The organism is Streptomyces sp. ERV7 (genome assembly GCF_001653515.1).
Lineage (GTDB): Bacteria > Actinomycetota > Actinomycetes > Streptomycetales > Streptomycetaceae > Streptomyces.
Genome location: NZ_LYOY01000040.1, coordinates 17810 through 31284, shown reverse-complemented (window position 1 = coordinate 31284; position 13475 = coordinate 17810). Strand labels below are relative to the sequence as shown.

Here is a 13475-nt window from a genome sequence, read left to right as displayed (position 1 = left end):
GCGTGCAGCGGCGGGATTCTCAACTCTCGGTAAACGAATCGTAATGCAGAGTAAAGGTCAGCGCTTCGCATTTAGGGCAAATGGGCCAACGATTCACTCTCAACGGTGAATAAGCAGCTTTTCGTGCGGCCTGTCGCGCCCCCTTCCTTCATGCTGCGTGTCACTTTTGCGGCGATTTGATGACATTCAGTGTGAGAGATCTTCGGATCTGCTGATCTGCGAGGAAGAGGGTGGGCGGATGATGGCCGCCACGAAGAGGATCGCCACCGGGGCCGTCGTCGCCGCGCTGGTCGCGGGCGCCGCCGGATGCTCGGTAGGGAACGGGACCAAGGCGGCCGCGCCGGGTCCCGCGGCGCCCGCCGCCGCGCCCAAGAGCGCCGTGCGCCTGATCGGGGACGGCTCCACCGCGTTCACCGGGCTCCAGCCCCATGTGCTGAAGCCGCGCAAGCTGGCGCCCGGTCAGCAGCCGCCGCAGTTCGTGGTGTTCTCCTGGGACGGCGCGGGCGAGGACAGCCAGCGGCTGTTCTCCCACTTCCGCGAGGTCGGCAAGCAGTACAACGCGACGATGACGTACTTCCTCAGCGGTGTGTACATGCTGCCGGAGGAGAAGCGCGAGCGGTACACCGCGCCCAAGCACTCGTCGGGCAGCAGTGACATCGGGTTCAACGACCTCAAGGGGATCAAGGACACGGTCACCCAGCTGCGCGGGGCGTGGCAGGAGGGCAACGAGGTCGGCACCCACTTCAACGGCCACTTCTGCGGGAACGACGGCGGCGTCGGCACCTGGTCGGTGGACGAGTGGAAGAGCGAGATCGCGCAGGCCAAGTCGTTCGTGAAGAACTGGAAGTCGAACACCGGGCTCAGGGCGGAGGCGCCGCTCCCGTTCGACTACGACAAGGAGCTCATCGGCGGCCGCACCCCCTGCCTGGAGGGCCGCAAGAACTTCGTGCAGGCGGCCGGCCAGCTCGGCTGGCGCTATGACACCAGCGGCGTCAACGACCAGGTGTGGCCGAAGAAGAACGACAACGGCATCTGGGACCTGTCCATGCAGCTGGTGCCGGTACCGGGCCGCGCCTTCCAGACGCTGTCCATGGACTACAACTTCTATATGAACCAGTCGGGCGCGGTGACGGGCGAGGCCGACCAGCACGAGTACTGGGGCAATCAGATGCGCGACGGCCTGCTCCAGGCCTTCGACCGCTCGTACAACGGCAACCGCGCGCCGCTGATCATCGGCAACCACTTCGAGTCCTGGAACGGCGGCACGTACATGCGGGCCGTCGAGGACACGATCAAGACGGTCTGCGTCAAGCGCGAGGTGCACTGCGTGTCGTTCCGTCAGCTCGCCGACTGGCTGGACGCGCAGGACCCGTCGACACTCGACAAATTCCGTCAGCTGAAGGTCGGAGAGGCCCCGAAGGGCGGCTGGACGGCCTTTCTGACCGCCCAGCCCGCCGTGCCGGTCCAGCCGGCCAAGCCGCTTCCGCAGCCCGGCCTCAAGCACGCCGCCGCACGCTGACCGCCTCCGCGAGCCGCGCTCGCGGGGTCAGCCCGGAAGCGGAACGGCAAGTTCCTCCCGCAGGACGAAGTCGGGGTCGACCTGGGCAGCCAGGTCGGCGCCCGTCTTCGCGTTACCCCAGCTCTCGGCGTTCTTCAGATGGAAGTGGACCATCTGCCGGGTGTACCGCTCCCAGTCGCGCGCCTCGTAAGAGTCGTCCGCCGCGTTCTGCAGGGCCTGGAGGGCGAGCCGGTTGTCGGCCTCCAGCAGCTCGAAGCGCGGCGGGCGCCCCTTCTCCATCGCGCGCACCCAGTCCGAGTGGCCGACCGTGACCAGCAGGTCCTCACCGACCTCGGACCGCAGGAAGTCCAGGTCGTCGGGGCCCTGCACCTTGTTGCCGACGACCTTCAGGGCGACCCCGAAGTCACGCGCGTACTCCTTGTACTGGCGGTAGACCGACACGCCCTTGCGGGTCGGCTCGGCCACCAGGAAGGTCATGTCGAAACGGGTGAACATTCCGGAGGCGAACGAGTCCGACCCGGCCGTCATGTCGACGACGACGTACTCGTCCGGCCCGTCCACCAGGTGGTTCAGACACAGCTCCACCGCCCCGACCTTCGAGTGGTAGCAGGCCACTCCCAGATCGGACTCGTTGAACGGGCCGGTCGCCATCAGCCGGATGTCCCCGTCGTCGAGCACCACCCGCCGCGCGCACGCCTCGTACACCGGATTCGACTCGCGCAGCCGCAGCAGCCGTGAGCCGCGGCCCGGGGGAGTCGTCTTGATCATCGTCTCGGCGGAGGCGATACGGGGGTTGGTGCCGCGCAGATACTCCTTGATCAGCGGCAGCTGCGCGCCCAGCGCCGGCAGTGCGGCGGCCTCCGGCTCGTCCAGGCCGAGCGCGGCCCCCAGGTGCTGGTTGATGTCGGCGTCGACCGCGAGCACGGCGGCCTCGTTGGCGGTGAGGTGGCGGATGAAGAGCGAGGACAACGTGGTCTTGCCGCTGCCGCCCTTCCCTACGAAAGCGATCTTCATGTTCACCAACGGTAATCGCGCGACCGCGCAATGTAGGGGTGGCGAGTGAAGAAGACCACTCGAAGGTGGGGTGTGGGGCCCGGACGCGTAGCCTCGCTACTTATGAGTACGAACGCCTCGTCGGCCGCCGATCCGCTTGTCGCCCTGGGCTCGCTGCCGGGTGTCCCGGACGCCGTGGACTCCGTGCGCAAAGCCGTCGACCGGGTCTACGGGCACCGCGTCATGCGGCGCCGCAGCAACGAGATCACCTCCGAGGCGGCACTGCGGGGGGCGCGCGGCAGCGCGGCGCTCTCCGGCGCCGACTGGGCCCTGGAGGAGGTGCGTCGGCGCAGCGACTTCGGCTCGGAGAGCGAGGCGCGCACGGTCGGCGCCGCCCTGCGGCTGACCGCCGAGGCCGGCCAACTGCTCTCCATCTGGCGGCAGTCGCCCCTGCGGGTGCTCGCCCGGCTGCATCTGGTCGCCGCGGCGGACTCCGCCGACGCGGTCGGCCGGCCCCGTCAGCACGGCGAGCCGGTCGACGAGCCGCTGATCGAGCTGCCGCTGCCGGACGCGGACGAGGTGGCGGGCCGCCTGGAGGGGCTCTCCCAGCTGATCATCGCGGGCTCCTCGGCCCCGGCGCTGGTCACGGCGGCCATCGTGCACGGCGAACTGCTCGCCCTGCGTCCGTTCGGCTCGTACAACGGGCTGGTGGCGCGGGCCGCCGAGCGCATCGTGCTGATCGGCAGCGGTCTCGACCCGAAGTCGATCTGCCCGGCCGAGGTCGGCCACGCGGAGCAGGGGCGCGCGGCGTACGCGGCGGCGCTGGACGGCTATGCCTCGGGGACGCCGGAGGGCGTGGCCGCGTGGATCACCTACTGCGGGCGCTCGGTCGAGCTCGGTGTACGGGAGTCGACGGCCGTCTGCGAGGCGCTTCAGCGCGGGGCGGCGTAGACGGCGGCGTGGACGACACGGCGCCTGGTGCGGGAAGGCGGGAGCCGGAAGCACGGCGCCGGAAAAGGGTTGCGGCGGTACCGGATCGGTACCGCCGCTGGCATGTTCACCGTGTTACCAAGCGTCCTCGAATGTTGCCCATCAGGTCGGGAACTTCTGCCCGTCACCTGGTGCGGCTGGCCCGTAATCGACGGGTCGACGTCGCGTGGGTGCTCGATGTCCATGCTTCGGTCCGTGGGGCCGTGTTGCGTAGAAGGTGATCCTCTCGGATGTCCCAGGTCTCGCGGGCCGTTGCCTTATTTGTACTCCAGGCGGGGGTGAAGCGGAACCCCTGACTGCACTTCTTTACTTTTAGGTTCAAACAGGGCAGATCGGTCAGTGCTGATCGGAGGGCCGCTGGACGTGGTGCTCCGCGGTCAGCTCGCGGCCGCCGCGCGCCGCCGGCTCGCGTACCAGACGAGTCCGGCGGTGGCCGCCGCGGCGCCCACGGCGGCCGCCGCGACCAGTGCCGGGCGGGGCGGCATGGAGAGCGCGGGCAGCCGCTGCTTGAGCCGAACGGGTCGGTCAAAGATGAGAACCGGCCAATCTCGGATGGCCGCTTCGCGCCGGAGTGCCCGATCCGGGTTGACCGCGAAGGGGTGGCCCACCGACTCCAGCATCGGGACGTCGGTCGCCGAGTCGCTGTAGGCGTAGCAGCGGGCCAGGTCGTAGCCCTCGGAGGCGGCGAGCTCCTTGACGGCCTCCGCCTTGGTGGGGCCGTAGGCGTAGTACTCGACATCCCCGGTGAAGCAGCCGTCGGGGCCCACGACCATCCGGGTGGCCACCACGCGGTCCGCCCCGAGCAGCTCGCCGATCGGCTCGACCACTTCGGCGCCCGAGGTCGACACGATCACGACGTCGCGGCCGGCGGTGTGGTGCTCCTCGATGAGGGAGGCGGCCTCGTCGTAGATGATCGGGTCGATCAGGTCGTGGAGCGTCTCGGCGACGATCTCCTTCACCTGCTGGACGTTCCAGCCCTTGCAGAGCGCCGACAGATACTCGCGCATCCGCTCCATCTGATCATGGTCAGCGCCGCCCGCGAGGAACACGAACTGTGCGTAGGCCGTGCGCAGCACGGCCCGGCGGTTGATGAGTCCCCCTTGATAGAAGGACTTGCTGAACGTGAGAGTCGACGACTTGGCAATGACTGTCTTGTCCAAGTCGAAGAAGGCGGCGGTCCGCGGCAAGGAGTGGTTTTCCACGAAGGCGAGCATAGGCGCCCACCATTCGGCGTACGCTGGGGCGTGTGGGTTTGCCTGAGAAGGCTCTCGGGTACACCATGGAAGTCACGGATCGTTCGCGACCGTGCTAACCCGGTCCGGCTCCTCCCCCCCCGAGTCGGCCGGAGAGACGACCCCCGCTCTCCCCCCCGGCGGGGGTCGTCGCATGTCCGGATGCATTTTCGGGCCTCGCACACGATCCTTCCCCTCCCTCGGGCCGCGTCGGCTCCTCCCCTTCACCCGTCCAGACTCGTGACGGAGCGTAATGGTTCCAGTGCGCTCCGGAAGTCACCGGTATAGGTGAACGGAATATTCACAACCGCCGAGTTGTCCACAGTTTTTGACCAAGATCCACTTTATTTCCGGAACCGCTCCACCGTGATTCCAGTTCGCGAGATCCGCGGACACGGGGAATCGCAGTGAGAGGGGGCGGAGATCATGGACGGACCCATCGTGTCCGACCGGTCACCGGGTGTTCAGGGGCGGCGTTCCGGGCCGCTGATCGTCACCGAGGACGAGGCGTTGCTCGACGATCTGCTGCGGCTGTGCGCCGCCGCCGGAGCCGAGCCCGAGGTGCACCACTCGGTGCCCGAGCGCCGGTCCGGCTGGGAGAGCGCACCGCTGATCCTGGTCGGGGACGACGCGGCGACCCGGGTGCGCGGAGCCGCGCGAAGGCGCGGAGTACTGCTCGTCGGACGGGACCAGGACGACCCCGGGGTGTGGCAGCGGGCGGTGGAGATCGGCGCCGACCACGTGCTGCGGCTGCCCGACGCGGAGCAGTGGCTGGTCGACCGGATCGCGGACGCGGCGGAGGGCGTGGGCCGCCAGGCGCTCACCGTCGGAGTCGTCGGCGGGCGGGGCGGGGCCGGTGCGTCGACGCTGGCCTGCGCCCTGGCGGTGACCGCGGCGAGGGCCGGCCGGCGCACCATGCTCATCGACGGCGACCCCCTCGGAGGCGGCCTCGACGTGCTGCTCGGGGGCGAGCAGACCGAGGGCAGACGGTGGCCGGATTTCGCCGCCTCCCGTGGCCGGGTCGCCGGAGGCGCGCTGGAGGAGTCGCTGCCGCATCTGCACGCGCTGCGCGTCCTCAGCTGGGACCGGGGCGATTCGGTGGCGATCCCGGCGGAGGCGATGCGAGCGGTCCTCGCGGCCGCGCGCAGACGCGGCGGCGTCGTGGTCGTCGACCTGCCCAGGCGTGTGGACGACGCGGTGGCGGAGGCGCTGGCCCAGCTCGATCTGGGACTGCTGGTCGTCCCCGCCGAGCTGCGCGCGGTCGCGGCGGCCAACCGGGTCGCCTCCTCGGTCGGCATGGTGCTGCGGGACCTGCGGGCGGTGGTGCGCGGTCCGTACGCGGCGGGGCTCGACGAGCAGTGGGTGGCGGCCGCCCTGGGGCTGCCCCTGGCCGGTGAACTCCCGGTGGAGTACGGCCTGCTGGAGGCCCAGGAGAAGGGAGCTCCACCGGGCAGCGAAGTGCGCGGTCCCCTCTCCCGCTTCTGCACGGCCTTCTGGGAGCAGGCGCTGACGGGGGGTGCGGTCGCATGAGTACGGGTGCGGCGGTGCCTCCGGGCGGTGCGGCGGGAACGCGGGGCCCGTCCGCGGCGTCGCCGAGGCCGCTGCTCGACGCGGTGCGCCAACAGCTCGCGGAGAGCGGAGCCGAGCCGACACCGGCCCGGGTCGCGGCGGCGCTGCGGGCCCAGGGGCGTCTCCTGGGCGACGCGGAAGTCCTGGGCGGCGCCGAGGAGTTGCGCTCCGAGCTGGTCGGCACGGGCCCGCTGGAGCCGCTGCTCGCCGATCCCGCGGTGACGGACGTCCTGGTGTCGGCCCCGGACCGGGTCTGGGTGGACCGGGGCGCCGGACTCGAACTCACCGGGGTCAGGTTCAGCGACACGGCCGCCGTGCGCCGACTGGCCCAGCGGCTGGCGGCGGTCGCCGGGCGGCGCCTGGACGACGCCCGGCCCTGGGTGGACGCCCGGCTGCCGGACGGCACCCGGATGCACGCGGTGCTGGCCCCGGTCGCGGTCGGGGCGGACTGTCTGTCGCTGCGGGTGGTGCGGCCGAGGGCGTTCTCGCTGGACGAACTGGTCGCGGCCGGGACGGTGCCACCGGGCGGGGACGGGGTGCTGCGGGCACTCATCGCGGCCAGGGCCTCGTTCCTGGTGAGCGGTGGCACGGGCACGGGCAAGACGACCCTGCTGTCGACGCTCCTCGGCCTCGTCGGAGAGCGCGAGCGGATCGTCCTGGCCGAGGACTCGGCCGAGTTGAGGCCCGATCACCCCCATGTGGTCCGGCTGGAGTCACGGCCCGCCAACCAGGAGGGCGCGGGCCTGGTCACCCTGCGGGACCTGGTGCGCCAGGCCCTGCGGATGAGACCGGACCGGCTGGTCGTGGGCGAGGTGCGCGGCGCCGAGGTCACCGACCTGCTGGCCGCGCTCAACACCGGTCACGAGGGCGGCTGCGGCACGGTGCACGCCAACACGGCCGCGGACGTGCCCGCCCGCCTTGAGGCCCTGGGCACGGCGGCCGGGCTCGACCGGGCGGCCCTGCACAGCCAGTTGGCGGCGGCGCTCTCGGTGGTGCTCCATCTCGTACGGGACAGGGGCGGGCGGCGCCGTGTCGCCGAGGTCCGGGTCCTTGAGCGGGATACGGCGGGGCTGGTGGTGGCCGTCCCGGCGCTCCGTTGGGGCCTGGGCGGCTTCGTCCAGGAGCGCGGCTGGGAACGGCTGCGGGTGCTGCTCGGTGGTGCGTGGTGACGGCCTGGACGGCGGCGGGGGCGCCCGGGCTCACCCCGGTCTCGGCGGCGGCCGTCTGCGCTTTCGCGGCGGCCTGGCTCTCGGTGGGGCGGGAGCAGGGGCTGCGCAGGGCCCGGCTGATCGTCGCGGGAGGAGCGGTGGAGCCCGATGAGCCGCCGTGGGGGCGGCTCTGGGCGCGGCTGCGCGCCGGGGCGCGTCCGGAGTGGCTGTGTCTGCCGGTCGCGGTGGCCGTGGCGGTGCTGGCGGGCTCGGTGCTGCCGCTGGCCCGGCTGCGGCGGACTACCCAGGGGCGCGGGGAACTGCGCGAGCAACCACCCACCGGCCCGCAGGCAAAGGCCGGGCACAAACGGGGCGCGGGGAACGCGCGAGCAACCGCCCACCGGCCCGCAGCCAAACCCCGGGCTCAAGAATTCGCGGTGAGTGGATCTTCCCGTGGCCGTTAGGATTTCGACCATGGCGGCCACTGGATCCGAGAAGCAGGGGGCGAAGGCGTTTTACGTCTCGACCCCCATTTACTACGTCAACGACGCTCCTCACCTGGGCCACGCCTACACGACCGTCGCAGGCGACGTGCTCACGCGCTGGCACCGTCAGCGCGGCGAGAAGGTGTGGTACCTCACCGGCACGGACGAGCACGGTCAGAAGATCATGCGCACCGCGGAGGCGAACAGCGTCACCCCGCAGGAGTGGTGCGACAAGCTCGTCGAGGAGGCCTGGAAGCCCCTCTGGGAGCACCTCGACATCGCGAACGACGACTTCATCCGTACGACGGAGAAGCGGCACACCGACCGTGTGCAGGAGTTCGTCCAGGACCTGTACGACAAGGGCGAGATCTACAAGGGCGGCTACGAGGGCCCGTACTGCGTGGGCTGCGAGGAGTACAAGCTCCCCGGCGACCTCATCGAGGCCGAGGACGGCACCAAGCTGTGCCCCGTCCACAAGAAGCCGGTGGAGATCCTCAAGGAGGAGAACTACTTCTTCAAGCTCTCCGAGTACGGCCCGAAGCTGGTCGAGTTCTACGAGGCCAACCCCGGCTTCATCCAGCCCGAGTCGGCCCGCAACGAGGTCGTGAACTTCGTCAAGCAGGGCCTCCAGGACCTGTCGATCTCCCGCTCCACGTTCGACTGGGGCGTCCCGGTCCCGTGGGACGACAAGCACGTCATCTACGTGTGGATCGACGCCCTCCTGAACTACGCCACGGCCGTCGGCTACGGCTCGGACCAGGCGAAGTTCGACGAGACCTTCCCGGCCAACGTCCACCTCATCGGTAAGGACATCCTCCGCTTCCACGCGGTGATCTGGCCCGCGATGCTGATGGCGAACGGCCTGCCGGTGCCCGGCAGGGTCGCGGCCAACGGCTGGCTGATGGTCGGCGGCGAGAAGATGTCGAAGTCGAACCTGACCGGCATCAAGCCGCAGGACCTGACCTCGCACTTCGGCGTGGACGCCTACCGCTGGTACTTCCTGCGCGCCATCGCCTTCGGCCAGGACGGCTCGTTCTCCTGGGAGGACTTCACCGCCCGGTACACCTCGGAGCTCGCCAACGACTACGGCAACCTCGCCTCGCGCCTGGCCGCCATGGTCGGCAAGTACTTCGGCGGCACGCTGCCCGGGGCGACGGCCGCCGGCGAGGCCGAGCAGGCGATCGCCGAGGGCATGGCGAAGGCCGTGGCCGAGGCGGACCGCAGGATCGGCGAGGAGCTGGACTTCCAGGGCGGCATCCTGGCGGTCTTCGACTTCGTGAAGCAGGTCAACGGCTACATCACGGAGCAGGAGCCGTGGAAGGTGGCCAAGGACGAGTCGGAGGAGGGCAAGGCGCGCCTCGCGACCATCCTCTACACGGCCGCCGAGGCGCTGCGCGCGGTCGCGGTCCTGCTGAACCCGGTCATGCCGGACACCTCGCAGAAGCTGTGGGACTCGCTCGGCGCCGAGGCCGCCGGCCTGGGTCCGCTGGCGGACCAGCGGGTCCAGGACGCGGGCCGCTGGGGTCAGCTGCCGGTGGGCGCGACGGTGACGAAGGGCGCGGTGCTGTTCCCGCGTCTGGAGGAGAAGCCCGCGTAACGCCTGTGTGTACGTGAAGGGCCCGGAACCCTCCCCCGCTCTGAAGGATCAGGGGGACGCGATGGTTCCGGGCCCTTCGTATGCCGTCGGCGGTTGCGGGGCGCGTCCCGTGCGCGCACGCTGCGCACATGGGGTACGTACCGAGGGGGTGCGCACAGTGACGGGGAGCACCGACCAGCAGCAGGCCGAGGAAGACGCACGCCGCCGCGAGGAGCTACTGGCCAAGGTCCGCGAGGCGAACCGGCAGAGCGCCAGCCGCCCGTACGGCCCACCGTCGCCGGACCCGCCGGGCCCGGCCGACGACTGAGCCCGGGGCGGCGGGCCCTAGCGGGCCAACGCCGCCGCGTCCCCCATCACGACCACCGGGGTGCGCGCCGGGTCCAGCGCGCGCAGCAGCTGCCGCATCCGTTCCTTGGGCAGGGCCACACAGCCGTGCGTGGGCCCGCCGTGGTCGACGTGGAGCCAGATCCCGCCGCCGCGTCCGGCGCCGAGCGGGCGGGTCCAGTCCAGCGGGGTGGTGCCGGGCCTGCGGTTGTAGTTGACCGCCACCACATAGTCGAAGGACCCCGCGAGGGGCTCGCCCTCGACGCCGGTGCCGCTCGCCGTGAAGGCCGACGTGCGGTCGTACGGCAGCCGGGTGCCGGGGTCGGCGAGGCGGCCGCCCGCGTCGGTGAGGCCGAACACCCCCACGGGCGAGCGCAGGTCGCCCAGGTGGTGCTCGCCGGTCCAGCCGCGCGCCGCGTTGCGGGCGGGCCAGGGGCCGTCGGCGGGCTGCCAGCCCTTCACCGGGTCACGGGTGTAGAGGACGGCGGTGGACTCGCTGGCGTCGGCCCCCTTGCCGGTGACGACGAGCGCCTGGGTGCTGGCGGCGGGGAAGCGGGCCCGGGTGGCGGGGCGGAGCGATGAGGCCGAGGGGGCGGGGTGGCCCGGCTGAGGGCCAGATGACTCACGCCCGGGACCGGGGCTCGGCGTCCGTCTGGGTGGCGGTGGCCGCCTCCGCGCTCTGCGTGGTGTTCGCGGCCGTCCTCGCCTTCGGACAGGCCGTGGCGGCTCGTCACCGGGCGGGTGGCGCGGCGGACATGGCCGCACTGGCGGCGGCCGACCGGGCGCTGTGGGGGACGGCCGAGGCCTGCGCCGGGGCGACCCGGGTCGCCGGGGCGCAGGGCGGCGAGATGGTGCGGTGCGCGGTGACCGGGGAGATCGCCGACGTGACCGTACGGGCGAAGTTCGGCCCGTACGCCCCGGAGGTCAGGTCCCGGGCGGGACCGGCGGCTCCTCCTGCGTACCGGTTCCTGCCGCAGGGCCCGGGCCGGCGCCAGTACCTCGCCCCCCGGTCGAAGGTTCCCCAGCGGCCGGGGCAGCCGGGGCAGCCGGAGTCGCAGGCCCCACAGGCCCCCCAGGAGCCTCAGAGGCCGCAGGAGTCGCCGGGGCCTCAGCGGCCGTCGCCGGGGCTTCCCGTTCCTGGTTCCGCGCCTCCGGCGCGTCCGGCGCTCCCCGTAGCAGTTCCGTGAGGAGGCGGACCGCGCCGCGCTTGTGGAGTGGGTCGTTGCCGTTGCCGCACTTGGGGGACTGGACGCAGGACGGGCAGCCCGCCTCGCACTCGCAGGAGGCGATGGCCTCGCGGGTCGCCGTCAGCCACTCCCGCGCGGTGTGGAAGGCGCGCTCCGCGAAGCCGGCGCCGCCCGGGTGGCCGTCGTACACGAAGACCGTCGGCAGCAGGGTGTCCGGGTGCAGCGGGACCGAGACGCCGCCGATGTCCCAGCGGTCGCAGGTGGCGAAGAGCGGCAGCATGCCGATGGAGGCGTGCTCGGCGGCGTGCAGGGCGCCCCCGAGGATCTCCGGGTTGATCCGGGCGGCGTCGAGCTGGTCCTCGGTGACCGTCCACCACACGGCCCGGGTGCGCAGGGTGCGGGGCGGCAGGTCCAGCTTGGACTCGCCGAGCACCTCGCCGGTGATGAGTTTGCGGCGCAGGAAGGAGACGACCTGGTTGGTGACCTCGACGGAGCCGTAGCAGAGGCGGCCGGCTCCCCAGGCGATCTCGGTGTCGGTTTCGAGTACGGAGATGGAGGTGGTGTCACGGGCGACGGTCGAATAGGGCGGGCTGGCCTCCTCGACGAGGGCGACCGAGCCGTCGGGGTCGTCCAGGTCCAGACGCTTCACCAGGTACGTACGGCCCTGGTGGAGATGGACGGCGCCGTCGTGGACGGCGGTGTGGGCGGCGGACGCGTCGACCGTGCCGAGCAGCCGTCCCGTCGACGCCTCGACGATCTGGACCGGGCGGCCCCCCTCGCCCCGGATGTCGGTGAGGTCGGCGGCCCGCTCGCGGCGGGTCCAGTGCCAGCCCGACGCCCGGCGCCGGAGCAGCTTCGCGGCCTCCAGCTGCGGCAGCAGACCGGGGCTCGCCGGACCGAAGAGCTCCAGGTCGGCCTCGGTGAGCGGCAGTTCGGCGGCGGCCGCGCACAGGTGCGGGGCGAGGACGTAGGGGTTGTCCGGGTCGAGCACGGTCGACTCGACGGGCTGCTGGAACAGCGCCTCGGGGTGGTGGACGAGGTAGGTGTCCAGCGGGTCGTCCCGGGCGACCAGGATCGCCAGCGCGCCCTCGCCCGACCGTCCCGCCCGCCCGGCCTGCTGCCACAGCGAGGCCCGGGTGCCGGGGTAGCCGGAGATGATCACGGCGTCCAGGCCCGAGACGTCGATGCCGAGCTCCAGGGCGGAGGTGGCGGCGAGGCCGAGCAGCTCGCCGGAGTGCAGGGCCTGCTCCAGGGCCCGGCGCTCCTCGGGGAGGTAGCCGCCGCGGTAGGCGGCGACGCGGCGGGCGAGGGTGCGGTCCACCTCGTACAGCCGCTCCTGGGCGATGACGGCGACGAGCTCGGCGCCGCGCCGGGAGCGGACGAAGGCGACCGTGCGGACGCCCTGGACGGCCAGGTCGGTGAGGAGGTCGGCGGTCTCGGCGGTGGCGGTGCGGCGGACGGGGGCGCCCTTCTCGCCCTGGAAGTCGGTGAGCGGCGGCTCCCACAGGGCGAAGACCACTTCGCCGCGCGGGGAGGCGTCGTCGGCGACCTCGACGACGGGCAGGCCGGTCAGCCGGCGGGCGGCCACGGACGGCTGCGCGGCGGTGGCGGAGGCGAGGAGGAAGACGGGGTCGGCGCCGTAGCGGGCGCACAGCCGGCGCAGGCGCCGCAGTACCTGGGCGACGTGCGAGCCGAAGACGCCCCGGTAGGTGTGGCACTCGTCGATGACGACATAGCGCAGCGCGCGCAGGAAGGAGGACCACCTGGGGTGGGCGGGGAGTATGCCCCGGTGCAGCATGTCCGGATTGGTGAGCACGTAGTTGGCGTACTGGCGCACCCATTCGCGTTCCTCGACCGGTGTGTCGCCGTCGTAGACGGCGGGCCGGATCGCGTTGCCCAGAGGCTGGGCGAGGGCCTTCACCGAGCGGCGCTGGTCGGCCGCGAGGGCTTTGGTGGGGGCCAGGTAGAGGGCGGTGGCGCCGCGTCCGTTCGGGGCTTCGGAGCCGTCCAGGAGCGTGCTGAGGACCGGGGCGAGGTAGGCCAGGGACTTGCCGGAGGCGGTTCCGGTGGCGATCACCACGGACTCGCCGTCCAGGGCGTGCTCCGCGGCGGCAGCCTGGTGCGCCCAGGGGTGCTCCACACCGGCCCGCTGAATGGCGTTGATCACTTCCGGGCGGATGCGGTGCGGCCAGACTGCATGGCGGCCCTCACGCGGGGGCAAGTGCTCCGTATGAGTGATGCGCGCAGCCCGGTCCGCTCCCGAGGCGAGCCGGTGCAGGACCGTGCCCGGGTCGGGTCGTTCACCCGTGCCCTTGGCGGGTGTTCTGGGGCGAAGATTCCTGGCCATCGGCACCGAGTGTGTCACTGGCGTGACGGACAATGGTCCCAAGGCGTCGTGCATGGCTGCTGGTAAGTGATTGAATGCCATCGC

The 13475-nt window shown here is 71.9% G+C and carries 10 protein-coding genes and 2 pseudogenes; 8 read left to right on the top strand and 4 right to left on the bottom strand.

The features are described from left to right. Positions 1-238 precede the first annotated feature (238 nt). Positions 239-1519, top strand: a complete 1281-nt coding sequence (locus A8W25_RS14655) for a hypothetical protein (protein WP_067161487.1) — start codon at positions 239-241, stop codon at positions 1517-1519. A 27-nt stretch (positions 1520-1546) separates the two neighbouring features. Here A8W25_RS14655 and A8W25_RS14650 read toward each other — a convergent pair whose 3' ends face one another. Beyond that, the gene (locus tag A8W25_RS14650) at positions 1547-2533 is read right to left on the bottom strand and encodes an ATP-binding protein (protein ID WP_067161484.1); all 987 of its coding nucleotides are present in this window, start codon (positions 2531-2533) and stop codon (positions 1547-1549) included. Between the two features lie 102 nt (positions 2534-2635). On the opposite strand from A8W25_RS14650, the gene A8W25_RS14645 reads away from it, so the two are divergent. Further along, positions 2636-3463 (top strand): oxidoreductase, encoded by an 828-nt coding sequence (locus tag A8W25_RS14645; RefSeq protein WP_067161481.1) that lies wholly within the window; start codon positions 2636-2638, stop codon positions 3461-3463. 416 nt (positions 3464-3879) lie between these two features. Here A8W25_RS14645 and A8W25_RS14640 read toward each other — a convergent pair whose 3' ends face one another. Next, entirely contained in the window at positions 3880-4716 is an 837-nt protein-coding gene (locus A8W25_RS14640; RefSeq protein WP_067161478.1) for an HAD family hydrolase, read from the bottom strand. A 444-nt stretch (positions 4717-5160) separates the two neighbouring features. On the opposite strand from A8W25_RS14640, the gene ssd reads away from it, so the two are divergent. From ssd to A8W25_RS33980, 5 genes are all read left to right on the top strand, one after another. Further along, positions 5161-6264 (top strand): septum site-determining protein Ssd, encoded by a 1104-nt coding sequence (ssd, locus tag A8W25_RS14635; protein WP_067161475.1) that lies wholly within the window; start codon positions 5161-5163, stop codon positions 6262-6264. Then, complete coding sequence (locus A8W25_RS14630; protein ID WP_079126083.1) at positions 6261-7472, top strand: TadA family conjugal transfer-associated ATPase; 1212 nt, start codon at positions 6261-6263, stop codon at positions 7470-7472. Before ssd ends, A8W25_RS14630 begins: the two co-directional genes overlap by 4 nt. Then, a complete protein-coding gene (locus A8W25_RS33985) occupies positions 7469-7915 on the top strand; it encodes a hypothetical protein (protein WP_158942548.1) in 447 nt (148 codons plus the stop codon). The genes A8W25_RS14630 and A8W25_RS33985 overlap by 4 nt, the downstream gene beginning before the upstream one ends. 10 nt (positions 7916-7925) lie before the next feature. Beyond that, a complete protein-coding gene (metG, locus tag A8W25_RS14625) occupies positions 7926-9533 on the top strand; it encodes a methionine--tRNA ligase (protein WP_067161472.1) in 1608 nt (535 codons plus the stop codon). Between the two features lie 157 nt (positions 9534-9690). After that, positions 9691-9840, top strand: a complete 150-nt coding sequence (locus A8W25_RS33980; RefSeq protein ID WP_158942546.1) for a hypothetical protein — start codon at positions 9691-9693, stop codon at positions 9838-9840. A gap of 17 nt (positions 9841-9857) precedes the next feature. On the opposite strand, the pseudogene A8W25_RS34380 reads toward A8W25_RS33980, so the two are convergent. Next, positions 9858-10520, bottom strand: a pseudogene (locus tag A8W25_RS34380) (L,D-transpeptidase family protein); the annotation flags it as partial. Here A8W25_RS34380 and A8W25_RS32360 point away from each other — a divergent pair. Beyond that, positions 10436-10741 (top strand): annotated as a pseudogene (locus A8W25_RS32360) (Rv3654c family TadE-like protein); the annotation flags it as partial. The pseudogenes A8W25_RS34380 and A8W25_RS32360 overlap by 85 nt on opposite strands. Positions 10742-10781: 40 nt before the next feature. Here the strand turns inward: A8W25_RS32360 and A8W25_RS14615 are convergent. Continuing rightward, a complete protein-coding gene (locus tag A8W25_RS14615; protein WP_234386458.1) occupies positions 10782-13472 on the bottom strand; it encodes a DEAD/DEAH box helicase in 2691 nt (896 codons plus the stop codon). Positions 13473-13475 lie beyond the last annotated feature (3 nt).

Bases quoted from the DNA above. Each gene is read 5' to 3' on its own strand.
- A8W25_RS14655 (WP_067161487.1), top strand. From the start codon at position 239: ATGATGGCCGCCACGAAGAGGATCGCCACCGGGGCCGTCGTCGCCGCG.
- A8W25_RS14650 (WP_067161484.1), bottom strand. From the start codon at position 2,533: ATGAAGATCGCTTTCGTAGGGAAGGGCGGCAGCGGCAAGACCACGTTG.
- A8W25_RS14645 (WP_067161481.1), top strand. From the start codon at position 2,636: ATGAGTACGAACGCCTCGTCGGCCGCCGATCCGCTTGTCGCCCTGGGC.
- A8W25_RS14640 (WP_067161478.1), bottom strand. From the start codon at position 4,716: ATGCTCGCCTTCGTGGAAAACCACTCCTTGCCGCGGACCGCCGCCTTC.
- ssd (WP_067161475.1), top strand. From the start codon at position 5,161: ATGGACGGACCCATCGTGTCCGACCGGTCACCGGGTGTTCAGGGGCGG.
- A8W25_RS14630 (WP_079126083.1), top strand. From the start codon at position 6,261: ATGAGTACGGGTGCGGCGGTGCCTCCGGGCGGTGCGGCGGGAACGCGG.
- metG (WP_067161472.1), top strand. From the start codon at position 7,926: ATGGCGGCCACTGGATCCGAGAAGCAGGGGGCGAAGGCGTTTTACGTC.
- A8W25_RS14615 (WP_234386458.1), bottom strand. From the start codon at position 13,472: ATGGCATTCAATCACTTACCAGCAGCCATGCACGACGCCTTGGGACCA.